The following is a 20,984-nucleotide window of genomic DNA, read 5'->3' on the forward strand; positions in this document are numbered from 1 at the left end:
ATCTAATCCGCTTTTAGATAGGTGTTTGGCTTGGAAGTGATTTCAGGCCACCGAGGTGTCTGTCTGCAATGACCGCTATGTGGCCGATAGCGGACACTCGCAACGAAAAGAGGAGACGGCTTTATTTTCAGACGAAGAGCTCACTTCTCAGACCAGTGAAGGCACTGTGATAGCATGCGTCCGCCCCCCGGAGAGGGGGAATTATCCACATCCCGCAAGGAATATGCCCCGTGAAAGACTTCGTCATCAGCGTCAACAACACCGTCCTCTATCTCTCCCTGGCATTCATCTGGCTGGTCGCTATCGTCGCGATTTTCACCAGCGGGTTCTTGCCGGCGCTGGGTATATTCGTGGCCGGCACCCTGTGCTGGTGCATCATTTCCGGCTTCTGGTTCGTCCAGTCGGCGACCTACGAAGAACTGCGCAAGCTGAACGCCAGCAAGAACTGAAACATCAGGGTGGAGCCGTAAGTGCCCCGCCCTACCCTGAGCGCTTGGTTCCGAGCCAAGCGCTCTCGCCCACCGCGAATGGCTCGCATAAATCCCGCACTTTCCGAAATCCTGAAAGTCCCGCCGTTCCCTTTCTGCCAATAAAGCCCAGTACTATCTTTCAAGAAATATCCCCGTCCCTTGTCCTCATCCACTGAGTGGCGAACTAAAGGAGTTTTGGTTTTGGGACATCTTCTGACTGAGCCTCAGCTGACCGACGTCAGAGCTGCACTCTCCTGGCCTTTCAACGATTTTCCGGTCGAATACGATTATGTGGCGGCGGAGGTCAGGGGCATCGCTCCTGACGTTCTCTACGAAATCCTTTATTCAGAGGTCGCGCCGGTGTGCTTCACCAACCTTGTGGCTGCTGTGCCTCCGGTATGGACTGGCTTTGATCCAGACTCGCTCAGGGTAATGATCGAGGAAAGGCTAGCTGCGAGGGAGAACAGTTGGTTTCGCAGGCAGCTTGATAAGGCGTTGGTTCGCTGGCTGCAATACAACTACGGCTACATCTGGAAGGAGATTTCCTCCAGGCTTTGAGCGCTTAAACAGGTCCGTTTAAAGCAACCCGCCGTAACTTCCCCAAGGCTACAACGCCTTGCGTCATTGCCTACGACTACGCCAGAATCCGCCGGCTTGTGCGTCTACGACGCGGGTCTTATCGTTTCCCGGTCACTGAAAAACAGTGATGGGGTTTGGTAGCCCGAGACAAACACAAGATGCAGAGCACACCATCGCGGCGGTCAATCGCCCCGGTTTTATGGTGGCCATGCACAGGGCGTCTTCGGGCGCGCCGGTCTCCTTGTGTCCCGGTCTACCAACCTGCGTATGGCCACCACCCAACGTTTGGTAGCGAGTGGGTGATGGCTCCTGATGACGACACAAGGAGTTTCACCATGATCAAACCAACACCCAACCCTCCCGAAACCGACCCCACCTCCCCCTACGAATCCCCAAACTCCAAAAAACTCCACGACGCCGCCGAGCGCGCGCTGGATCACTACCTCTTCCCCGCCGCCGGGATCATGTCGTCCTTGAACGAGCCCGAGCGGATGTACCTGGCCAATCCGAAGTACAACACCGAATGCTTGCTGGCCAACGCCAGCGAAAATCTGGGAGCGGCCAGTGAGATGCTCAGCAATTTCGCAGCCACGCTCGATCCGTCGCATCGCAAGACGGCGATCGGTATTGCGCAGGTGGTGATGATTGCCGAGCTGGCGGTGAATCAGGCGCTGGATCACGTCGAGGTCGCGTAACCCGGCGATGGCTGTAGGAGCCGTTAGCGGCGGCTTCTATAGCGCGATTTGTTGAGTCTCCCGCTGCTGCAGGAAAAAGCGCGACTCAAGAGGTAATGGAATGCAAAACAGCCCGGGCCGACACCCTCGTTAACTACGAAGGGCGTCGGCCCGGGCTGTTTGCGTTTAAGTGAAAAGATGGCCGAGGTTTGCGACACGGCGCAGCGATGCCAGCAAAGACAAGTCAAACCGATGGGCAAGATCGATTGCCGTAAGCCGCTCTGGCTCAACCTTCATCACACCTTTCACAAATCCCCAACCTACGTTAGCGTGCAGGCTTTTCATGCTGGGAAAGCTTCAATGAAAGCAGTGACGGAACGACTTGAAAAATGGTTGGAAGCCAACATCCCTGAAACACTCGAGGATCTGGCTCCGGGATGTTCGGACGCTGCAATCGCCGAGTTCGAAAGCATTGTAGGCAAGCCTTTCCCGGAGAGTTTGAAGCAACTCTACAAGTGGCGTGACGGGCAACGCGGCGCTGCGAATTCGGGTCCCTTCTATGGTCTTGAATTTCTGTCGCTGGCAAAAGCCAGGGACAATTGGGAGTCCTGGAAAAGCATTATCGATGGATGGTCGCCCGAAGAAATGACCGAGGCGAGTGCCTTCTGCACTTCAGCAACTCCCGATGCTGTCCAGAAACTGTACGCCAGCAAATATTGGATTCCCTTCGCCTACGACTACGGTGGTAACCATCTCGGAGTCGATCTGGACCCGGGAGCGCTTGGCACCGTGGGTCAGGTCATCAACTTTGGCAGTGACGAAGACGACAAATACGTCGTGGCCACCTCCGTTGCCGCGTTTATGGAGTGGCTGGTCGATCAACTCGAAAGCGGTAACTTCATGATCGAGGAGGAGGATGATGGCTCGCGAAGCTTGAACACCAAGACGCCTGAGATGTTTCATTTTCTGGACGCGGTTCCCGTTCTGTTCGGGGCGCAATCGGCTTGACGCTTAAATGGGGACTCGAATAAGTCAGTCCCCATTTCCAGGCGGGCGTGGCGTTCAGGAAGAATTCTTGAACCCTACTGACTTCACAAAATCGCCACTTGAAAGTCACCACTCGTCGTTTCTCTGCCGGAACCTCCAATCACTACTAGTGTTTATCTGACTTCAAGACAACCGCGAAGAAACCGGTAGTCGCAGTTCAGACATTCAATGTGTTGATGATTTCGCAGAGGACGCGCCATGACCGTAAGCCGATACGCTTGCCGACTCAGTGTTTCTGTCCTGGCCGTGGGCTTGCTGAGCAGCAATGCTCAGGCCGGCGGCATTCTTATCTATGAAGCAGGCCAGGAAGGTAATGGCCTGGCCAATGCCGGGGCCGCTGCCCTGGCGACCGATCCCAGTGTATTGATGAGCAACCCCGCCGGGCTCACCGAACTCAAAGGCACACAAATCAGCGCCAACGGGCAGTTGATTCTGGGTGACATCCGCTTCTCCCGCGACAGCAACAACCAGTTCGATGGCAATGAGGGCGGCAATGCCTTGCAGTATCTGCCGGGTGCCAGTTTCTTCGTCAGCCACCAGATCGATGAACGCTCGGCCGTCGGTTTTGGCATGTATGGCAACTTTGGGCTGGCCCTGGATTACGACGACGATTGGGCAGGTCGATATTTCAATCAGGAGGCCGCCGTCATTGGCGTGTCCTTTCAGCCGACACTGGCGCACAAGTTCACCGATGACCTGTCGATCGGCATCGGCCCGCGCATCATGTACGCCTATTACCGGAATGAAACAGCGATCAACAACAACCTGCTCGGATTGCGCGACAGTCCCGACGGCCAGCTCGAATATAAGGACACCGACGTCGGCGCCGGCATCAACCTCGGCCTGCTTTATCGCTTGAGCGAACGCACGCAGATCGGCCTGGCCTACACGAGCAAGATCGATCTGGAGTTCAAGGACAGCCCGAGCGTGCGCAAGGTCGACAACCCGATCATCAACGCCGCGCTGCGGCGTCTGGACGTCGACTCGCTGGAACTGGACATGTCGGTACCGCAAACCGTTCTGCTCAGCATCGCCCACGACCTGAGTCCGCAATGGAAACTGCTGGGCAGTCTCGGTTGGCAGGACTGGAGCCAGTTCGGCGAAATCGGCGTGGGGGTCGACGCCAATGCGGCCGACGTCACCCGCACCGCCGACCGCAAATACAAGGACACCTGGCACGCTTCGATGGGCGCGCAATACCAGATGACGCCACGCCTGCGCTGGAGCATGGGGCTGGGGTATGACAGCTCGGCGGTGGATGACAAGGATCGCACTGTCGACAACCCCATGGGCGAGGCCTGGCGTGTGGCGACAGGCGTCAATTACCAGATCGATGAGGGGCTGGATGTCCATGCGGCCTACACCCTTGTCTGGCTCGGCGATATGGACGTCGAGCAGACCAAGTCCCGCTCCGGCGAAACTCTGTCCGGCACCTACCGAAACGCCGCGCTGCACATCCTCGGTGGCGGCGCGACGTGGCGTTTTTGAGCCTTCAATGCCGAAGCACTTTTGTCTCGGCTAACCGATTTCCTGACTTCCAAAGGACGCCGATATGAGCCCGGTGATAAACAAAATCAAACATGAGTTCATGAAGGCGCTTCCACCCACGATCTTCTTTTTCGTGATCTTGCATATCGTTGCTTTGATTCGTTCGCTCATGATCAAAGGGTCGGGGGTCGATCTTCCGGTTTCAGCCTCTGTTCTGATCGCGTCGCTCATACTCGGAAAGTCGGTATTGGTCGCGGACATGCTGCCCTTCATCAACCGTTTTCCCGATAAGCCGCTGATCTGGAATGTCACCTGGAAAACGCTCATGTATAACCTGGTCGCGCTGATCGTCCATTATCTGGAGCGGTTATACGACTACTGGAAGGAAGCCCCGAGCCTCATGGATGCGAACAACCTGCTGTGGTCTTCGATGAACTGGCCCCGGTTCTGGGCGGTGCAAATCCTGCTCATCACGCTGATATTCATGTATTGCGTGATCGCAGAGCTGGCGCGTGTCATTGGACGTGATCGGCTGAAGGTGATGTTCGTGGGGCCGCTTCCACCCTCCGAGAGAATCTGAGCCGCGGCCTCCGGTTGCTTAAAAGAAAAGCAGCAACCGTAAAAACTCAAACCACGCCATGGGCGGCGATGTTGCAGTACTGCCCTTTGAAATACAGCAGTGGCTGGCTAGCAACCGCTTCTTGCAGGTTTAACGCTTTCACTTCACCAATCACGATCAGGTGATCACCGGCGGCGTGTTCGGCGTGGATTTCGCAATCCAGCCAGTGCAGGCTGCCGGCGATAACGGGATTACCCAGCGGCGATGCCTGCCATTCGACGCCTTGCCACTTGTCCGTGCCTTTGCGCGCGAACTGATTGGAAATCCCCACTTGCTCACCGGAAAGGATATTGACCGCGAACCGGCCTGCCTGGCGAATCCTGGGATAGCTGGCTGAGCTGGACATGACGCTGAATGACACCAGCGGCGGGCTCATCGACACGCTGTAGAACGACTGACAAGTGAAGCCGACCGGTTCGCCATCGATATGGGATGTAATCACCGTGATGCCTGATGCGTAGTGCCCGAGCGCTTCGCGAAAGCTCAATGGCTCGATAGCATTACTGGGGAATGACATACAAAATCCTGAATGTTGGGTGCAACTCGCAAGTACCAGGGAGGGCGTGAAGCCGTTGGATGGTTTCCCGATCTACCGCTTCAACCCCTCCTTCAGCCCGGCATTAGTTCGAGAGTTCTCTGCGAACGATTTCTGCGCCTGCACTCAGGGCACTCAGCTTGCCTCTCGCTACTTGGCGAGGTAATGGAGCCATCCCGCAGTTGGTGCACGGATAGAGCTTGTCGGCATCGACAAACTGCAGTGCCTTGCGCAGGGTATTGGCGACTTCCTCCGGGGTCTCGATGGTATGGGACGCCACATCAATGGCACCCACCATCACTTTCTTCCCGCGAATGAGTTCGATCAGATCCATCGGGACATGAGAGTTGTGGCATTCCAGCGAGACGATATCGATGCTGGACTTTTGCAGCTTGGGGAACGCTTCTTCGTATTGGCGCCACTCCGAGCCCAGAGTCTTTTTCCAGTCGGTATTGGCCTTGATGCCGTAGCCATAGCAGATGTGCACGGCCGTTTCGCATTTAAGCCCTTCAATGGCCCGTTCCAGCGTGGCGACGCCCCACTCGTTCACTTCATCGAAGAACACGTTAAAGGCTGGCTCATCAAACTGAATGATGTCGACACCGGCCGCCTCCAGTTCCCTGGCTTCCTGGTTGAGAATCGTGGCGAATTCCCAGGCCAGTTTTTCGCGGCTTTTATAGTGACTGTCGTAGAGCGTATCGATCATGGTCATTGGGCCCGGCAGAGCCCATTTGATGGGTTGGTCTGTTTGCTGACGCAAGAATTTTGCATCTTCAACGAATACCGGTTTTTTGCGAGCAACCGCCCCCACGACCGTCGGCACGCTCGCATCGTAGCGATCTCGAATCCTGACGGTTTCACGCTTTTCGAAGTCGACGCCGTCGAGGTGTTCAATAAAGGTCGTGACGAAATGCTGGCGGGTCTGCTCGCCATCACTGACGATATCGATGCCTGCCCGTTGTTGTTCTTGCAGCGATAACCGCAAAGCATCCTGTTTGCCTTCGACCAATTCCTCATCCTGCAATTTCCAGGGCGACCAAAGTGTTTCAGGCTGCGCAAGCCAGGAAGGTTTAGGCAAGCTGCCAGCAGTCGAAGTGGGTAACAGTTTTTTCATAACGATTTGCCTTGTATTTTTGATGAGTCAAAGAGCGTAGTTGGCCGACCACTGTTCAAGAACAGCCTGGTAGGGTTTGATGAAGTGCTCTTCGACGAACTTTCCTTGTTCAATAGCCAGTCGGCTACGTTCCTCTCGGTCATAAACAATTCGGGTAAGTGAATAATCTTCGTGCTTCAAGCTTGGCTGATAGGACTTCCCTGCGGCAGAGTTCGCATTGTAGATCTCGGGCCGGTAGATCTTCTGAAAAGTGTCCATCGTGCTGATGGTGCTGATCAGTTCAAGATTGGTGTAATCCGCCAGCAAGTCGCCGGAAAAATAAAAAGCCAAAGGCGCTACGCTGTTCGACGGCATGAAGTAGCGAACTTTCAGCCCCATTTTGCTGAAGTACTCATCCGTCAAAGAGTATTCATCCTGCTGGTATTCAACACCCAACACCGGATGCTGGTTTTCAGTTCGATGGTAGGTTCGGCTGCTGGAAACGCTCAGGCATATCACTGGCAGCTTGCTGAAATTTTCTCTGTAAGCGCTTGAATTCAGGAAGCACTTGAACAGCTTTCCGTGCAGATCGCCAAAATCGGCTGGCGTGCTGAATCCGGCCTGCCCCTTGTTATGCCCCAGCAACACAACGCTGAAATCATAATCCCGGACATAGGAAGAAAAGTTATTCCCTACGACTCCTTCGAAGCGCTCGTTGGTCTTTCGATCAACAACACTGGTCTTCAGCACCTCAATCAGGGGAATTGAATGACCGCTGCGTTGCGCATCAACGTTCATTTCAACGGAAATGATTTCAAGTTCAACGCCATATCGATCACCTTGAGGATTATCCCAATGCGCCAGAGCATTGAAGCGGTTGTCAATCATCTTCAAGGTGTTGCGCAAGTTCTCCCGACGACTCTCACCCCGAGCCAGGTTGGCGAAATTCGTGGTAATGCGGGTATTTTCAGAGGGGTGATAATGTTCGTCGAAACGAATGCGCTTGATAGCAAACTCAAAATCTTTGTTCATACAGTCCAGCACCTTGGTCCTTGAAATAAAACCTGAGTCCATTGATTGATGCTTTTCAATTTTCTTTCTGGTTTTACTTGGCAGCCTTTAATTAAGGTGCATTCTAGGCCGGGCCATTGACTGACTGAAAATGAATTGATTTCACTGAATCGTTAGCCCTGTTCACGATGCAATCCAGGAACAATCTAACCCCCGACCGCAAAGATGATAATGGGCCCACAAACAGCCAACAGCACGTTGGATACCGCATAACAAACCGTGAAGCCGATCACCGGTGTATTGCTGCCGGACTGCTCGATGATCTTGTTCATCGACGCGGCTTCGGTCTGCGCGCCCGCCAGACCGCCGAACAGCACCATCGGGTGCAGACGCAGTATGTAGCGACCGAAATACAGCGCCACCAGAGGCGGCAGAATGGTCACCACCGCTCCGGAAATCAGCAGTGACACGCCTTGTTCCTTCATCGCCTCAAAGGCCGCAGGCCCCGCCAGCAAACCGATGACCGCGCCGAAGGCTGTCAGGCCGAATTCGGAAAACGCCCATTGCGCAGCAGGTGGCAGCGCACCGACTTCCGGGTGACGTGAGTTGTACCAACCGATCGCCAACGCCACTACCAGCACCCCACCGCCGATGCCCAACTCCACGGGAATCATGCCGATGTGCGTGGACAGCAGCCCCAACAATGCCCCCAGAACCATGCCCAGGGTGTGCATCGCAATGTCGCTTTTATAACCCTGCTTGCGAATCCGCCCCAGGCGCTGCGCCAACGCTTCGACGCTGGCGGTGCGCCCCGTCACGCGGATCACGTCGCCTCGGCGCAGGACGGTATTGGGCAGCAGCGGCAACTCATAGCCTTGCCGGCTGATGGTGTTGAGAAAACAGCCCAGCCTCTGAGTATTTTTCAGTTGAGCCCGGGCTTCGTGCAGGGTCTTGCCGGCGAATTCTTTCGAGGTCAGGACGATGTCCGCCTCGCGGGTTGGAAACGACAACGACTGCGGATGATCGATTTCCGGGCCGATCCAGTGGCTGAGCGTGCCGACCGCCTCACGCAACGCATACACCCCGACGATATCGCCCTCCATGAGCACGAAGCTTTCATCGCGCTCGATGATCCGCCCGCCCCTCACCACGCGCTCGATGCTGAGGGCGTCATGCAGCTTTTCAAGATCGGCGATGGACTGTCCGCAGGCCTGGCCGACCGCTGCAACCTGATGGGCGCGCACGACAATGCGTGTGTAGGAAACGGTGATCGCGTCCTCGTCTTTCTCGATCCCCAGCTCCAGTTCCAGCTCCCGTGCCGAGGCCTTGAGGTCGACCCCGAGCAACCGTGGCGCAATGCTGCCGACGAAGACAATCAGGCCAATGGTGCCGAACAGGTAGGTGATCGCATACGCAATGGCCATGTGGCTGTTGAGCGTGGCCTTGGCGGCGCTGTCGATCGGCAGTTGGTTGAGCGCGCTGGTGGCGGTGCCCATGATCGCGGTGTCGGTCAACGCGCCGGCGCCGAGCCCGGCGGTGAAGCCGGCGTCGAAACCGTAGATCGCGTTCATCAACAGGATCGAGCCCAATGCCGTGGCACACAGCACCACGGAAAGCACCACCAGTTTCAGCGTGCCTCGGTTGAGGCTGCCGAAAAACTCCGGCCCGCTCTTGAACCCGACGGCGTAAATGAACAGCACGAAGAAGATCGACTTCAACCCCGCCGGGACTTCCACGCCGATCTGCCCGATCAGCAAGCCCATCAACAATGCGCCTGCCACAGAGCCGAGGTGGAAGCTGCCAATGTGCAGGCGACCGATGAACACACCAGAGGCAATGGCCAGAAACACAGCGATCTCGGGATCGGTGCGCAGGGCGTTAAGGAAAAATTCGAGCATCTGACGGACTCCCGCTCAACGCCGCTCAAGTATCTTTCGGTTCTTTGGCCGGAGCCGCGAACCAGTTGTCTTTGGGCACTCGTTTTTCTTGCTCGGGATCGCCCAGATAATGCGGCGACATGATCTGCACGCCGTACTCGTTGAACACATCCTGAATGTTCGCGTGCAGCATGCTCAGCAGCTCCGCGCGCGGTCGCGGCAAACTGGGAATGGCCTGGGCCACCAGACGATACTCGGGGTAGAAATCGGACAGTGCGGTCTGGAACACCTGCGCCGGTGGCTCCTGCAGGACACCGGGCGTGCGCCGGGCCGCCTCCAGCAACATCGCTTCCACCTGACGCCACGGGGTGTCGTAGCCGATGGTCACGACCGTATCGACCACATAACCCGCCCCTTGCACGGTGCGCGAATAGTTTTTGGTGACGGTGCCGGTAATCATCGAATTGGGCAGGGTCAGCACTTCACCCAGCCCCGTGCGGATGCTGGTGGTGAACATGCCCAGTTCGGTCACGGTTCCTTCGTATTCGCCGATGCGCACGAACTCGCCGGGACGCAAGGTGCGGGTGTACGTCAGGATCAGTCCGGCAGCCGCCTGCCCCACCACGCTGGTGGCGCCCAGCGAAATCATCAGGCCGATCAACACCGACAAACCCTTGAACGCGTCGGTGCCCGCCCCCGGCAGATACGGGTAAGCCATCGCCAGTGCAAACAGCCAGATCGCCAGTGAAGTGAGGCGCTGGGTCGGTTGCAAGGTTTCATGGTTCAGCCAGCTGAAGGTGCCCGGCGTCGCCATGCGCCGGAGCACCCGGCGACTGAAGGCCGAGGCGCCACGGGCAATGAAAAAGATCGCCAGGGCCACACCCAGACCGGGGATCGCTCCGACAATCGCTTGCAGCAGATAGCTGGCGACTTCGATCAGGTAGTTGTTGAGGCTTTCACCCCACGGCCGGGTGTAAGGAAAGCGGGAAAGGACAAAGCCCAGCCACTCATACGTCAGCAACAGAATGACCAGCCAGCGCAGCAGCCAGAACAGTCGTATCACCAGCGGATAAAGGTAGTTGGCATCAATGACCTGCACCTGCCCCACTTTCAGCGCGCGGGTGTGCCGATGCATCAGATCGGGCAAGCGTCGGAGCAACCGGCGCCGAAGCCAGGCGATGCTCCACAGCAATGCCAGGTAGATGCCCGTCGCGACGGCTGCCAGACCGGCCGAGCGCAACATCAAGTGCAAGCTGCGCGCTTCGCGGGTTTCCGCCACAACAAGTCGCAGCTTGTCCGCCGCGCCTTGGGCAGCCTGCTGCACAGAGCTGTATTCGAGTTCGTCAACGTCCTTGGGGGCGACGATAAATGCACGCCGGTTGCCCAATAGCACCAGGTAGTCTTCCTGAAGAGGCTCGACAGTCACCGTCGGAGCATCCGACTCATCCAGTGCTTCGCTGATGACGGTTCTGGCGCGTTTCACCCGCGAAGCCGGTGCCTCGCCCAGTAACGTGGCGCGGAACACCATGATGCTGCGATTGGCGAGTTTCAGCTCGACGAAATCATCAGCCGCCCTGGGTTCGTCCACGGCCAATGACAGTGCAGACCAGCACAGACCGCAAATGACCAACAGGACGGCGAGCAACCTGCTTCGCATATCCGGGTTCCTTCCGCCATGGGTGTGAGGACTGAGCGTTCAGATCGCAGCCTAGTTCAGGGCCCATTACTTGTCAGATTTGCTCGGTTCGAATGACCCGCGGCGTACTCGCCAACCGCCCGAGGTATTGGCTGGATCGATCGGGCGACGGGCCCCAGGGCTGGGGTTTTCGTGCCTCCGTGACGTTCTTGTTTCCTCGTTGAATGAGGGTCGGTACGCAGCCCCGCGAAAATCAGGAAAAGTAAGCGCGCAACTCGCCTGATAATTGATCTGTCGCACTTTTTGCATGAAAAAGTGCGACCCACGCAGGTATGGGATATCGTGCCGGCCTCGAAATAGACGTGCATTCATGGAGGAATAAAGTGCGGATTTACACGACAGGGACATCGTGTGCAGGCGTGTCCACGCGGGGTCGAATCATCGCGGCTCCACTCGGTGTGCGGCAGAGGTGCCTGAGAGCCAAAACACTACTCATAGCCTTGCTAGGGTTCTTCGCACTCACCCAATCAGCCATATCCCTCGCGGATACTGCCAATGGAAAAGCCCTCTATTCACAGCGATGCGCCGTATGCCACGGAGCCGACATCAAGGGCACCGGGCCGTTGGCCAGGAAAAACAATCCGCCCACACCTGACCTGACAACAGCCGCGTTCAAGAAGCGACTCAATGACTACCCGGGGGTTATCGTGTCCTCGGTAATACTTCGCCCCAACGGGGATTTGATTCCAAAGACCCTGCGAGAGAATGGCGTGAAGATCCCGCCACACGCGTGGAGCGTTAACGACTTTCGCGACTTGCACCAATATATGAGCGGTGTGATTTCCCATACGAACAAATGAAAATGAGGCAGATCAGTTATCCGGTAACGGGATAAAAGGTCTGCCTCATTTTCACGATCAGGTTGCATCCACTATGACCGACACGTTCCAAGGCAGTTGTCTCTGCCGCGCCGTCAAATACGAAATCACCTCGCGCCCCAAAGCGCTTTCGCATTGCCATTGCAGTCAGTGCCGCAAAAGCCATGGGGCTGCGTTTGCCAGTTATGGCAGCGTGCCGCGCAAGGATTTGCACCTCATCCAGGGTGCGGAGCACATGACGGCTTACCGCTCTTCTGAATCAGTGCTTCGGCAGTTTTGCAGCCAATGCGGCTCGTCGTTGTTCTGGTCGAAAAGCAATGGCGATCATGCCGACTGGGTTTCCATTGCACTGGGGACTTTGGACACTGCTTTTACGGCTGAAAAACAACGCCATATCGAGGTCGCGTCCAAAGCGTGCTGGTATGAGATTCAGGATCAGTGGCCACAGTCGCAATGAGGCAAGAATAGATACTTCCCTTTTTTTTGCCCGCCGCCGTACTGCATTCCTGACAGGAATGCCCCCATAAAAAACATGAATTTTATTTAAAGCGCCCAATCTTTTAGCGTCGTCCATTCTGCATATGGAGATGACGCTATGAATGACTCAAGCCTGCGCCTTTACGTCGATGCTCAATTCACCAGTCCCTACGCAATGTCGTGCTTTGTGGCCCTTCGAGAAAAGGGAATCGAGTTCGAAATGAGAACCCTGGACCTGGACAAACTGGAGAACCAGGCCAGCGATTACGCCCGTCTTTCGCTGACTCAGAGAGTGCCTACCCTCGTGCAGGGCGACTTTGCGTTGTCGGAATCATCGGCGATCACGGAATACCTGGAAGATGTATTCCCCCAGACAGCTGTTTACCCACAGCATCCACAGAAGCGCGCGGTAGCGAGGCAAGTTCAGGCGTGGCTGCGCAGTGATTTGCTCCCGATTCGACAGGAGCGCTCTACCCTTGTCGTGTTCTATGGTCAGAAATACGGACCATTGTCAGCGTCGGCTGAGGCTGCCAGGCAAAAGTTGGTTGAGGTCGCTCAATGGCTGCTTACCGATAGTCCAGACTACCTTTTTGGTGAATGGTCGATCGCCGATGTTGATCTCGCCTTGATGCTGAACCGATTGATACTCAACGGGGACACGGTGCCGGCTCAACTGGAGGATTACGCTCAACGCCAATGGCAGCGCCCGACCGTACAAGAGTGGGTCAAGCTGCAACGACCTCGACTGTAACGGCACCCATTTTTTTGAATCCCCATTGTCCACTAGCTGCCGGGAGCGCCCGGCAGCAAATCTGAAAATAGATCTGTCCCCACTTAAATGAAGCCGTGCAACAGCCCCCTCTTGTTCAGCCCGCCTTTTTGTCGGAGCCTTTTATGTTCTCGATCAGGTCAACGACATAGTCTTGATTGAAACCCGCCACAAATGACCAGAACAGCAACTTGGCATAGGCCGCATACCCTTCCGCATGCTGGCAAAAAATATCGTTGAAGATTTGCTTCAAACACTGCGGATCGTCGTCTGGAACGATCACCGGAAACAGATCGCCCTTGATAACGCCGGAAAGGAACAAAAGATACAGGAGCCCCGCCAAAATCCCGCCAATGAATGAAGGCAGTATCAAAGCGAACCATGATCTGGAGAGGTTTTCGATTTCCGGATCAGTGAGTATCGACAGTCGTCTGTGAAACCCAACGTAGCCCCCGATGTTCCCGGCGATACAAACGATAAAGGGCACTTTGTAGTCGGGCAGACTGTAGGTGACGATGATCGCCAGCACCAACAGGGCGATGAAAATCCAGAATATCCGCTTCCAGATGATGTTCAGGTCTTCCTGACGATTCATGATCAGCTCCCTGATCTTGACCCTGTGATGATTTTTTAGACGATAGACGAATCCTGTCGAATAGATGGCGGATCAAATCGAAGAATGCCTCGAAGGTCCGTTCTGAAGCAGGCGTATCCTCGCGGCGTATCGGGAGTCGTCAGCAACAGATCAGAAAAAATGGAGATCGACCTATTAATCCTGAACAGGAAAATAGTCCTGACACTCCCTACACAAGCCTACAGACCCTTACGCAAGTGCCTACAAATTCGCCAGAAAGCGCCGGCTTTCAGGGCTCGCCCTCAAGTCGTATCCTTTTTTCCGTCACCTACATCCCGCCCAATGCATTAAGCCGTCCTAATCATCCAGGACGTGCCAAACCCTTGGGCGTTTTTGTTTTAAAAAAACGAGGGGCAGATCTATGAATCCGAAGCGTGATGATAGATCTGCCCCACGTCTGACGATGACGGCGCAAAGCGTACGCGGCGACCCATGAGCAGTGGCTTTTATCCGCTGCGAGACTGGATGAGCAAAGCGATAAATGCCACGAACGGTGCGAACAACACCAGCCCACCGACGGCGACCGCCCAGCCCCAGGCAAAACCACTTTCACCCTTGAATCGACCGCCACTTAGCAAGCCAAGCACGTAAACGCCGATTCGATGAGCCAGCCGGTTGAGCAAGATATCGAGGATGTAATCCATTCTTTTCCCTCGTGCCGCTCTGGGGCGCTACAGCTCCAATGTCTTCGCCATGATGACCGTGCGCTCCGCCCCGTGAAACTCGTCTCGTACCTTTTCAAACCCAAGCGAAGCATAGAAGCCTTCTGCAGTGATTGAAGAAGGCACACGCAGCCGGTTCAGACCTGCATTGATGGCAAGTGATTGAAGCCTGTCCATCAGATGTCTTCCGACACCCTTTCCTTGATAACGCGAGTCGACAAACACGCTTCGGACAATGTCGTGATCCAGGCTCGCGGTTGCAACGATATGACTGCCGGCTGTAGCCACCAGGACTTGACGCTCAGCCAACAGATGAAGGATCGCCGGGGGAGAAAAGCTTTGCGCGACTTGCTCGATGATTTCGGCGGAGTAGTCCTGAACGTTGGATTCGCGCAAAGCGCTGAGGATCGTTCGACTGATCGCTGGCGCATCTGCATTCGTAGCGTTTCGAATCAGGTAATCCATCAAGGGCCGCTCCTTGCGCGTGATCACTTGATCGTAGAAGGATTCGGCTTTATTGCTCCAAAAAAGTGGCAAGTCTTCAGAAACGCTCATCCAGTATCGCCGGCAGGGTGATGTCCCTGACAAAACTGGCGGAAGACAGGCTCAAGATCATGCGTACCACCTGCACCACGTCATGCACAGGAATGAAATGGCCTTCGCCACGCTGCTCGGCAATGGCTCTTGGCGTGTGCAGTGAGTCTTCGGTATTCAGGTAGCCCAGGTTCAGGCAGGTCACACCCAACCGTTGCTGACGGTAACCTTCACGCAGTGCGTCGGCGATGCCGTGCAGCGCGAATTTTGAAGCGCCGAAAGTGACTTCGGGGCGCCCGCTTTGCGGCAGACCTGAGGTTGAGCCGGTCAATATGATTCTTGGGTTGGCGCTGTTTAGCAGCAGCGGTAGCAGGCGTTTGATCAACAGAATGGTCGAGGTGATGTTGCAGGTGACGATGGCTTCCACTTGCTCGTCCTGGTCGGACAGGAAGTCATAGGCCGGGTCGAAGGCAAACTCTTCCCAGATGCCGAGGTTGTAAATCAGCGTATCCAGGCCGCCATCAGCAACAGCCTGTTCGATGACCTGCGCTGCTTTGGCCGGTTCGCCGAGATTGGCCTCTACCCAGCTCACCTCGACGCCCGCCCTGGGTGTCAGGTTGTCGGGGCGCATCCGGGAGACGCCGATCAGCGTGTCCCCAGGTTCGCCTAATCCATCGATGAAGGCTCTGCCCAACCCTTTGCTTGCACCGACCACCATGGTTTTCATTGATTGTCTCCTTGAATGCCTGCTGACATGGGACTGGCATGCAAGCAGGCGAATCAGGGCTTGGCAATCGAGAGGTTGTTTCCAGATATTCGCTGACTGCCGGAAGACCCGGGCAGCGAATCTGAAAATAAATCAGTCCCCATTTAAAGGTCAGTCCTTCTGGTCTTCCTCCAGCTTGTTGCGCAGCTGGTTCAGAACCTGGTGGGTGGTCTGAATAGCATCGACGTCCAGACCTTCGGAAAGCTCGTTGATCCAGGGCGCTTGCAGCTTCATTGCCAGATCGAATGTTTCTTTTCCAGCGTCAGTCAGCACAACCAACTGCGCCCTGCGATGGTGAGGGTTCGGTTGAAATTCCAGCAATCCATCCTTCACAAGATCGTTGACGATCCGCTGAACGTTTTGCCGATTCGCGCCCATGTCGCGGGCAATCCATGAGACCGGCTGCGCCCGATCAGCAGAGACAATGGTCCCAAGAAGCTGCCAGCGAGCGCTTGTCAGGCCAATGTCTGCGACGAGGCGATCGCCAGCCGTAATCATGCGCGTACTGGCTCGAAAGAGCTCAAGGACCAGATCAGTCATCGCGCGTCCAGCGGGGGTGTGGTTTGGTTTTTTCATGGCTCGAACCTTTCCACATTGACACCATGTTGTCAATTAACCTAGAGTTTCAAGCCCCGGCACCATATTGTCATTATGTTTACATTTTGGAGATCGTCATGCTTTCCATTCGCCCGCTGGACCCAGTCGTACCTATCACTCAACAACTCCAGTGCACCAAGTCTCCGGTGGTACTGGTCAACCTTTTTACCGTCGACGAGGCCGATGTACCTGACCTTCTATGCGCATGGGAGCTGGATGCCAACTGGATGAAACAGCGTGCCGGTTTCATTTCCACGCAACTCCATCAAGCCATCGGTGGAAGCAATATGTTCTTCAACTACGCCGTTTGGGAGTCGGTCGAGCGCTTCCGCGAAGCCTTCAATCATCCGGACTTCGCCAACGCTCTAAACCGTTACCCTTCAAGCACCCTGGCCATGCCGCATCTGTTCACCAAAGTAGCCGTGCCAAACATCTGCACGGCTTGAGCAATGACTGACTGACGGTATTCGAAACATGCTAAAACGACTCCACCTCGCAGCAAGCCTCCTGGCATTGCTGTGCATCACCACGTTCTTTTTATCGACCATTCTTGTCGAAACGCTGGGCACCCCACATTCGATCGCGCTGCTCAAACAGTTGATCGTGAGTCCCGGACTTTGGGTGCTGGTCCCGGCGATGGCTCTCGCCGGGGCAAGCGGAATGTTGCTGAGTCGATCACGGCAAGGCCGGCTGGTGAACTCGAAGAAAAAACGCATGCCTTTCATTTCCGCCAACGGCCTGTTGATCCTGGTGCCTTGCGCAATTGCGCTCAACCTGTGGGCGTCCAAGGGAAGTTTCGACACGCGTTTTTACATCGTGCAGATCATCGAGCTCATCGCCGGAGCAACCAATCTTGCGTTGATGGGGCTGAACGCGTGCGATGGTTTGCGTCTAAGCGGCAGGTTGCAGAAGGCCTGAGGCGGCTACCGGTAACGCGCTGGCTGCCGCCCCCCCCCGGCAGCCAGCGCAATCACCCCAACCGCATCGACACCTCAATATCATCCGCAAACGGCACGCTCACGTAACCATTCCCCGGCGAGCGCACATGCGCCAGATATTCCGGGCAATAATCGGTGTTATCCGCCACCACCAGCGCACCCGGTCGCAGGTGTTTCTCCACCCGTTTCAGCACGTCGCCATACAGCGCTTTTGCACCATCGAGCAGAAGCAAATCCACAGTCGAAGGCAGGTCGCGAGCCAAGGTGACAAGCGCATCCCCCTCCCGAATCTCAATCAAATCACTCACCCCGCCCTCAACAAAATGATGCCGAGCCAGTTCAATCTTCGACGGTTCAAACTCGCTGCCGATCAGCACACCGCCACCGTTGTCCCGCAGCGCAGCCGCCAGGTGCAGGGTCGACAGACCAAACGAGGTGCCGAATTCGACGATAGCTTTGGCGCGGGTGCTGCGGGCCAGCATGTACAGCAGTTTGCCGGTGTCGCGGGAGACGGGCAGCCACAGGTCTTTGAGCATGGCGTAGAGCTCGCGGTATTCGGTTTTGCTGTGCATCAGGCGTTCGCGCTCTTCGCCGGATACGTTGTTCAGCGCCGGGCTGGTGGCGGCGCTGGCCTGGGTGTACAGACGTTCGATGAGGGTCGCCAGCGGTTCGGTGGTCAGGGTTGTCATGATGGTTTTCCGTGGGTTGAGCGCTAATATGCGAATGATTCGTCGCATTTAAATGATGCGAGCGAATGGCCCTGTTCGCTATTCGCATTCCGCCCCGACGCCCGAGCTGCCCATGACCGATCGCCAGACCGCCCGTATTTCCTCACGCAAACAGCCGCAGCAGGCGCGCTCCGCCGAGCTGGTGGCGGCGATTCTGCAGGCGGCTATTCAGGTTTTGGCCAAGGAAGGCGCGGCGCGTTTCACCACGGCGCGGGTTGCGGAGAAGGCTGGCGTGAGTGTCGGCTCGCTGTATCAGTACTTCCCGAACAAAGCGGCGATTCTGTTTCGTTTGCAGAGTGATGAGTGGTTGCAGACCACCGGAATGCTCCAGCGGATTCTGGAAAATCATGACGAGCCGCCGCTGGAACGCCTGCGCACGCTGGTGCATGCGTTCATTCGTTCGGAGTGCGAGGAGGCGCAGATGCGCGGCGCGTTGAGTGATGCGGCGCCGCTGTATCGCGATGCGCCGGAGGCCCATGAAGTGCGGGTGGCGGGCCATCGGATCTTTGCGACGTTCATGGTGGAGTTGCTGCCCGGGGCCAGCGAAGCCGTTCGCACGCAGGCCTGCGATCTGATCCTGGCGACGCTCAGCTCGGTGGGGAAGGATTTCTCACTCAGCCCGCGCACCGATGCGCAAATCACAGATCGCGCCGAGGGGATGGCAGACATGTTCAGCGCTTACGTGGTGGCGCTCGACGCCTGATGAAGACGGCGCGCCCTGCCTGGTTGCCCGTCAGGCATTTCGTCCCCTTCCCTCGATGTCGAGTAAAGCCGTCTACGCTCCAGCCACCCCCTCTGGAGTGAACGCCATGATCCGCGCCCTGCTCACTGCTTCCCTGCTGCTCCTGAGTGTTCCGGCCCATGCCGACGTGACGCCCTTCCCCGCCTCGTTCCGCACGCAGGAGATCGCCGTGGACGGCGCGAAAATCCACACGCGCATCGGCGGCAAAGGCCCGGCGGTGGTGCTGTTGCATGGCTTTGGCGACACCGGTGATATGTGGGCGCCGCTGGCGGCGGATCTGGCGAAGGATCACACCGTGGTGGTGCCGGATTTGCGGGGCATGGGCCTGTCGTCAATCCCGGCCGATGGTTACGACAAGAAGACCCAGGCCGGTGATATTCGCGCGGTGCTGGCTTCGCTGGGCATCGAGCATTCGGTAGTGGTCGGCCACGACATCGGCACCATGGTCGCCTTCGCCTACGCCTCGCGGTATCCGCAGCAGACCGATCGCCTGGTGGTGATGGACGCGCCCGTTCCGGGGATCCCACCGTGGAACGAGATCGTCCGCTCGCCGATGCTTTGGCACTTCGACTTTGGCGGGCCGGATGCAGAACGGCTGGTAGCCGGGCGTGAGCGCATCTACCTCGACCGCTTCTGGAACGAGTTCGCCGGCGACCCGAAAAAAGTCGACGAAGCCACCCGCCAGCACTACGCCAGACTCTACGCCCGGCCCGGCGCCATGCACGCAGCGTTCGCCCAGTTCCGCGCGATTCGCCAGGACGCGGTGGACAACGAAGCATCGATGAAGACCAAGCTGAAAATGCCGGTGTTGGCGGTCGGCGGTGAGAAGTCCTTCGGCAACAACGAAGCCATCGTGATGCGCAATGCCGCCGACAACGTCACCGAAGTGGTGATCGCCGGCGCGGGGCATTGGTTGATGGAAGAGGCGCCGGCGGAGACCACCAAAGCGATTCGCGGGTTTATCGCACCGTGACACTACGGCGCCTCTATATCCGCAAGATCTGACCCGCAGGAGGCCTTTTCCGGCGGGTCCTGTACGCCAAAAAACTCGCGAATCAACGCCTGTCTTTTTTCATCATCAAGATCCCGGCTATGCAGCCCTGCCAATGAGCGCTCCATGCGCGCAACGATTTCGGCATTCAGGCTGCGCCGGTTCTTCTTCGCAAGGCGTTTCAACGTTTGACGCAAGCCGTCAGGTAATCGAAGCACAAATCTGTCGACGCGCTCAGCCACCACCCACCTCCGCTGACAAGTTCAAGTTTGACCGCACCGTCACTGGATCGAGGTGGTCTGTAGCGACGCAGGCGCTGTCAGCAAGCGTTTGACGTCCGCCGAAAAACACTCCACCTGCAGCGGGTATTCCTGCCCCATCAACCGTCCCTTGCCGTACCAGACGATACCGCCCTGACTCAGGACCAGACCGTTGCGGCCAAACTCGAAGACGCTGCCGACAGAGCTGCTGAAGGCGAAACGGCTGTCGTCCATTTGCAGCAGCTTGTACTGGGTGTTGGCCGGCGGCAGTTGCTCCTTGATGTGTTGCAGATAGGTCGGGGCCAGTCGGGTAAACAACTGCGTCGCCTGTTCGCGAAATTGCGGGAGTGTCAGGCCGGGGCTGCGCTGCAACTCGACCGCGATCAAGGCGAAGATATCGGCGTTGGCGCGCGCCACGGCCAGCTTCACCGACAGCGCCGACGTGAGCAGCGTGTTGTCCATCTGCAGCGACGACTTTTCGGGCTGTCCGTTGGCGGCCGGCTCAGTCACCGGGCGCATGAAGTCGGCGACGTTGACCGTCGTCAGCACAGTCGTCGCCAGATACGCCGCACAGGCCGAGGCCTGACCGGCCTTGTCGCCATTGACCAACAACGAAAACGGGCTGCCTTGCCGAGGCAGTGTCTGCGCGTCGATTCCCTGTTGCTTGAGAAAGGCGTTGACCTGTTCCTGTTTCACCTCGCCTCGCGCCAACGCGCACAGCTGCGCCATCATCAAGGCCTTGCGCGGCTCGTCGAACCTGGGCGAGAGCTGAAAAACCGCATCCTGAATCACCGGCAACGCCGGAACCCGCAGCCAGACGCGTGGGGAATCTGTCAGCTTGTCGGCCACAAACTTGTCGTAACCGGCCAGCGCCACCAGCAGGATCAGGATGGCGACGAAAATGGATTTCATGTTCATAGGCTTTTACCTGAAAAGAGTTGCCTGAAAAATTCGATTGAGAGCTGCATCAGCTCCGTCA

Annotated in this window: 26 protein-coding genes; 13 read left to right on the forward strand and 13 right to left on the reverse strand. The window is 56.9% G+C overall.

Features of this window, described 5'->3' with window-relative positions; translation table 11 throughout:
- Positions 1 to 230: 230 nt before the first annotated feature.
- The 6 genes from M5G18_RS00470 (at position 231) to M5G18_RS00495 (ending at position 4,838) form a co-directional block, all read left to right on the forward strand.
- Positions 231 to 449 carry a hypothetical protein gene (locus tag M5G18_RS00470; RefSeq protein ID WP_011333849.1) on the forward strand — a complete coding sequence of 73 codons (219 nt, stop codon included), beginning with the start codon at positions 231 to 233 and terminating at the stop codon, positions 447 to 449.
- 222 nt (positions 450 to 671) lie between these two features.
- Positions 672 to 1,028, forward strand: coding sequence for a DUF7079 family protein (locus M5G18_RS00475; RefSeq protein WP_273896744.1), 357 nt, complete (start codon positions 672 to 674; stop codon positions 1,026 to 1,028).
- A gap of 356 nt (positions 1,029 to 1,384) precedes the next feature.
- On the forward strand, positions 1,385 to 1,744 hold the full coding sequence (locus M5G18_RS00480) for a DUF6124 family protein (protein ID WP_085690572.1): 360 nt from the start codon (positions 1,385 to 1,387) through the stop codon (positions 1,742 to 1,744).
- A 231-nt stretch (positions 1,745 to 1,975) separates the two neighbouring features.
- Positions 1,976 to 2,731: an SMI1/KNR4 family protein gene (locus M5G18_RS00485; RefSeq protein WP_273896748.1), complete on the forward strand. Its 756-nt coding sequence runs from the start codon at positions 1,976 to 1,978 to the stop codon at positions 2,729 to 2,731.
- 237 nt (positions 2,732 to 2,968) lie between these two features.
- Entirely contained in the window at positions 2,969 to 4,258 is a 1,290-nt protein-coding gene (locus M5G18_RS00490; protein ID WP_273896750.1) for an OmpP1/FadL family transporter, read from the forward strand.
- Positions 4,259 to 4,322: 64 nt separating this feature from the next.
- A complete protein-coding gene (locus tag M5G18_RS00495; protein WP_273896752.1) occupies positions 4,323 to 4,838 on the forward strand; it encodes a hypothetical protein in 516 nt (171 codons plus the stop codon).
- 46 nt (positions 4,839 to 4,884) lie between these two features.
- Here M5G18_RS00495 and M5G18_RS00500 read toward each other — a convergent pair whose 3' ends face one another.
- The 5 genes from M5G18_RS00500 to M5G18_RS00520 all read right to left on the reverse strand — a co-directional run bounded on the left by M5G18_RS00500 (position 4,885) and on the right by M5G18_RS00520 (position 11,050).
- A complete protein-coding gene (locus M5G18_RS00500) occupies positions 4,885 to 5,394 on the reverse strand; it encodes a flavin reductase family protein (RefSeq protein WP_273896753.1) in 510 nt (169 codons plus the stop codon).
- 103 nt (positions 5,395 to 5,497) lie between these two features.
- A complete protein-coding gene (locus M5G18_RS00505; protein ID WP_192564754.1) occupies positions 5,498 to 6,526 on the reverse strand; it encodes a methionine synthase in 1,029 nt (342 codons plus the stop codon).
- 27 nt (positions 6,527 to 6,553) lie between these two features.
- Positions 6,554 to 7,537 carry a DUF1852 domain-containing protein gene (locus M5G18_RS00510; protein WP_273896754.1) on the reverse strand — a complete coding sequence of 328 codons (984 nt, stop codon included), beginning with the start codon at positions 7,535 to 7,537 and terminating at the stop codon, positions 6,554 to 6,556.
- A 185-nt stretch (positions 7,538 to 7,722) separates the two neighbouring features.
- A complete protein-coding gene (aspT, locus tag M5G18_RS00515; RefSeq protein ID WP_273896755.1) occupies positions 7,723 to 9,414 on the reverse strand; it encodes an aspartate-alanine antiporter in 1,692 nt (563 codons plus the stop codon).
- A 25-nt stretch (positions 9,415 to 9,439) separates the two neighbouring features.
- A complete protein-coding gene (locus tag M5G18_RS00520) occupies positions 9,440 to 11,050 on the reverse strand; it encodes a mechanosensitive ion channel family protein (protein WP_273896756.1) in 1,611 nt (536 codons plus the stop codon).
- Between the two features lie 362 nt (positions 11,051 to 11,412).
- On the opposite strand from M5G18_RS00520, the gene M5G18_RS00525 reads away from it, so the two are divergent.
- From M5G18_RS00525 to yfcF, 3 genes are all read left to right on the forward strand, one after another.
- Positions 11,413 to 11,889 carry a c-type cytochrome gene (locus tag M5G18_RS00525; RefSeq protein WP_420793301.1) on the forward strand — a complete coding sequence of 159 codons (477 nt, stop codon included), beginning with the start codon at positions 11,413 to 11,415 and terminating at the stop codon, positions 11,887 to 11,889.
- A gap of 73 nt (positions 11,890 to 11,962) precedes the next feature.
- Complete coding sequence (locus M5G18_RS00530) at positions 11,963 to 12,364, forward strand: GFA family protein (RefSeq protein WP_273896757.1); 402 nt, start codon at positions 11,963 to 11,965, stop codon at positions 12,362 to 12,364.
- A 138-nt stretch (positions 12,365 to 12,502) separates the two neighbouring features.
- Entirely contained in the window at positions 12,503 to 13,135 is a 633-nt protein-coding gene (gene yfcF, locus M5G18_RS00535; RefSeq protein WP_273896758.1) for a glutathione transferase, read from the forward strand.
- Positions 13,136 to 13,250: 115 nt separating this feature from the next.
- Here yfcF and M5G18_RS00540 read toward each other — a convergent pair whose 3' ends face one another.
- The 5 genes from M5G18_RS00540 to M5G18_RS00560 all read right to left on the reverse strand — a co-directional run bounded on the left by M5G18_RS00540 (position 13,251) and on the right by M5G18_RS00560 (position 16,325).
- Complete coding sequence (locus tag M5G18_RS00540; RefSeq protein WP_273896759.1) at positions 13,251 to 13,748, reverse strand: hypothetical protein; 498 nt, start codon at positions 13,746 to 13,748, stop codon at positions 13,251 to 13,253.
- A gap of 485 nt (positions 13,749 to 14,233) precedes the next feature.
- Positions 14,234 to 14,431, reverse strand: a complete 198-nt coding sequence (locus M5G18_RS00545; RefSeq protein WP_273896760.1) for a hypothetical protein — start codon at positions 14,429 to 14,431, stop codon at positions 14,234 to 14,236.
- Between the two features lie 27 nt (positions 14,432 to 14,458).
- Positions 14,459 to 14,914 (reverse strand): GNAT family N-acetyltransferase, encoded by a 456-nt coding sequence (locus tag M5G18_RS00550; RefSeq protein ID WP_273896943.1) that lies wholly within the window; start codon positions 14,912 to 14,914, stop codon positions 14,459 to 14,461.
- Positions 14,915 to 14,990: 76 nt separating this feature from the next.
- Complete coding sequence (locus tag M5G18_RS00555; RefSeq protein ID WP_273896761.1) at positions 14,991 to 15,710, reverse strand: SDR family NAD(P)-dependent oxidoreductase; 720 nt, start codon at positions 15,708 to 15,710, stop codon at positions 14,991 to 14,993.
- Between the two features lie 150 nt (positions 15,711 to 15,860).
- Positions 15,861 to 16,325, reverse strand: coding sequence for a MarR family winged helix-turn-helix transcriptional regulator (locus M5G18_RS00560; protein ID WP_273896762.1), 465 nt, complete (start codon positions 16,323 to 16,325; stop codon positions 15,861 to 15,863).
- 98 nt (positions 16,326 to 16,423) lie between these two features.
- Between M5G18_RS00560 and M5G18_RS00565 the strand changes: the two genes are divergently transcribed.
- Positions 16,424 to 16,792 carry an antibiotic biosynthesis monooxygenase family protein gene (locus tag M5G18_RS00565; RefSeq protein ID WP_273896763.1) on the forward strand — a complete coding sequence of 123 codons (369 nt, stop codon included), beginning with the start codon at positions 16,424 to 16,426 and terminating at the stop codon, positions 16,790 to 16,792.
- A 28-nt stretch (positions 16,793 to 16,820) separates the two neighbouring features.
- Positions 16,821 to 17,264 carry a hypothetical protein gene (locus tag M5G18_RS00570; protein WP_273896764.1) on the forward strand — a complete coding sequence of 148 codons (444 nt, stop codon included), beginning with the start codon at positions 16,821 to 16,823 and terminating at the stop codon, positions 17,262 to 17,264.
- Between the two features lie 52 nt (positions 17,265 to 17,316).
- Here M5G18_RS00570 and M5G18_RS00575 read toward each other — a convergent pair whose 3' ends face one another.
- The gene (locus M5G18_RS00575) at positions 17,317 to 17,973 is read right to left on the reverse strand and encodes an O-methyltransferase (RefSeq protein ID WP_273896765.1); all 657 of its coding nucleotides are present in this window, start codon (positions 17,971 to 17,973) and stop codon (positions 17,317 to 17,319) included.
- 112 nt (positions 17,974 to 18,085) lie between these two features.
- On the opposite strand from M5G18_RS00575, the gene M5G18_RS00580 reads away from it, so the two are divergent.
- The gene (locus M5G18_RS00580) at positions 18,086 to 18,715 is read left to right on the forward strand and encodes a TetR/AcrR family transcriptional regulator (protein ID WP_273896766.1); all 630 of its coding nucleotides are present in this window, start codon (positions 18,086 to 18,088) and stop codon (positions 18,713 to 18,715) included.
- A 106-nt stretch (positions 18,716 to 18,821) separates the two neighbouring features.
- Positions 18,822 to 19,727, forward strand: a complete 906-nt coding sequence (locus M5G18_RS00585) for an alpha/beta fold hydrolase (protein ID WP_273896767.1) — start codon at positions 18,822 to 18,824, stop codon at positions 19,725 to 19,727.
- A 2-nt stretch (positions 19,728 to 19,729) separates the two neighbouring features.
- On the opposite strand, the gene M5G18_RS00590 is transcribed toward M5G18_RS00585, so the two are convergent.
- Positions 19,730 to 19,987 (reverse strand): Arc family DNA-binding protein, encoded by a 258-nt coding sequence (locus tag M5G18_RS00590; protein ID WP_273896768.1) that lies wholly within the window; start codon positions 19,985 to 19,987, stop codon positions 19,730 to 19,732.
- A 39-nt stretch (positions 19,988 to 20,026) separates the two neighbouring features.
- Complete coding sequence (locus M5G18_RS00595) at positions 20,027 to 20,923, reverse strand: hypothetical protein (protein WP_273896769.1); 897 nt, start codon at positions 20,921 to 20,923, stop codon at positions 20,027 to 20,029.
- Positions 20,924 to 20,984: the final 61 nt, after the last annotated feature.

Source organism: Pseudomonas aphyarum, from assembly GCF_028657055.1.
GTDB classification, from domain to species: domain Bacteria; phylum Pseudomonadota; class Gammaproteobacteria; order Pseudomonadales; family Pseudomonadaceae; genus Aquipseudomonas; species Aquipseudomonas aphyarum.

What these genes read in the sequence shown, in the direction of transcription:
- M5G18_RS00480 (WP_085690572.1), top strand. Translation starts at nt 1,385, where the DNA reads ATGATCAAACCAACACCCAACCCTCCCGAAACCGACCCCACCTCCCCC.
- M5G18_RS00485 (WP_273896748.1), top strand. Translation starts at nt 1,976, where the DNA reads ATGGGCAAGATCGATTGCCGTAAGCCGCTCTGGCTCAACCTTCATCAC.
- M5G18_RS00490 (WP_273896750.1), top strand. Translation starts at nt 2,969, where the DNA reads ATGACCGTAAGCCGATACGCTTGCCGACTCAGTGTTTCTGTCCTGGCC.
- M5G18_RS00495 (WP_273896752.1), top strand. Translation starts at nt 4,323, where the DNA reads ATGAGCCCGGTGATAAACAAAATCAAACATGAGTTCATGAAGGCGCTT.
- M5G18_RS00500 (WP_273896753.1), bottom strand. Translation starts at nt 5,394, where the DNA reads ATGTCATTCCCCAGTAATGCTATCGAGCCATTGAGCTTTCGCGAAGCG.
- M5G18_RS00505 (WP_192564754.1), bottom strand. Translation starts at nt 6,526, where the DNA reads ATGAAAAAACTGTTACCCACTTCGACTGCTGGCAGCTTGCCTAAACCT.
- M5G18_RS00510 (WP_273896754.1), bottom strand. Translation starts at nt 7,537, where the DNA reads ATGAACAAAGATTTTGAGTTTGCTATCAAGCGCATTCGTTTCGACGAA.
- aspT (WP_273896755.1), bottom strand. Translation starts at nt 9,414, where the DNA reads ATGCTCGAATTTTTCCTTAACGCCCTGCGCACCGATCCCGAGATCGCT.
- M5G18_RS00520 (WP_273896756.1), bottom strand. Translation starts at nt 11,050, where the DNA reads ATGCGAAGCAGGTTGCTCGCCGTCCTGTTGGTCATTTGCGGTCTGTGC.
- M5G18_RS00530 (WP_273896757.1), top strand. Translation starts at nt 11,963, where the DNA reads ATGACCGACACGTTCCAAGGCAGTTGTCTCTGCCGCGCCGTCAAATAC.
- yfcF (WP_273896758.1), top strand. Translation starts at nt 12,503, where the DNA reads ATGAATGACTCAAGCCTGCGCCTTTACGTCGATGCTCAATTCACCAGT.
- M5G18_RS00540 (WP_273896759.1), bottom strand. Translation starts at nt 13,748, where the DNA reads ATGAATCGTCAGGAAGACCTGAACATCATCTGGAAGCGGATATTCTGG.
- M5G18_RS00545 (WP_273896760.1), bottom strand. Translation starts at nt 14,431, where the DNA reads ATGGATTACATCCTCGATATCTTGCTCAACCGGCTGGCTCATCGAATC.
- M5G18_RS00550 (WP_273896943.1), bottom strand. Translation starts at nt 14,914, where the DNA reads ATGGATTACCTGATTCGAAACGCTACGAATGCAGATGCGCCAGCGATC.
- M5G18_RS00555 (WP_273896761.1), bottom strand. Translation starts at nt 15,710, where the DNA reads ATGAAAACCATGGTGGTCGGTGCAAGCAAAGGGTTGGGCAGAGCCTTC.
- M5G18_RS00560 (WP_273896762.1), bottom strand. Translation starts at nt 16,325, where the DNA reads ATGAAAAAACCAAACCACACCCCCGCTGGACGCGCGATGACTGATCTG.
- M5G18_RS00565 (WP_273896763.1), top strand. Translation starts at nt 16,424, where the DNA reads ATGCTTTCCATTCGCCCGCTGGACCCAGTCGTACCTATCACTCAACAA.
- M5G18_RS00570 (WP_273896764.1), top strand. Translation starts at nt 16,821, where the DNA reads ATGCTAAAACGACTCCACCTCGCAGCAAGCCTCCTGGCATTGCTGTGC.
- M5G18_RS00575 (WP_273896765.1), bottom strand. Translation starts at nt 17,973, where the DNA reads ATGACAACCCTGACCACCGAACCGCTGGCGACCCTCATCGAACGTCTG.
- M5G18_RS00580 (WP_273896766.1), top strand. Translation starts at nt 18,086, where the DNA reads ATGACCGATCGCCAGACCGCCCGTATTTCCTCACGCAAACAGCCGCAG.
- M5G18_RS00585 (WP_273896767.1), top strand. Translation starts at nt 18,822, where the DNA reads ATGATCCGCGCCCTGCTCACTGCTTCCCTGCTGCTCCTGAGTGTTCCG.
- M5G18_RS00595 (WP_273896769.1), bottom strand. Translation starts at nt 20,923, where the DNA reads ATGAACATGAAATCCATTTTCGTCGCCATCCTGATCCTGCTGGTGGCG.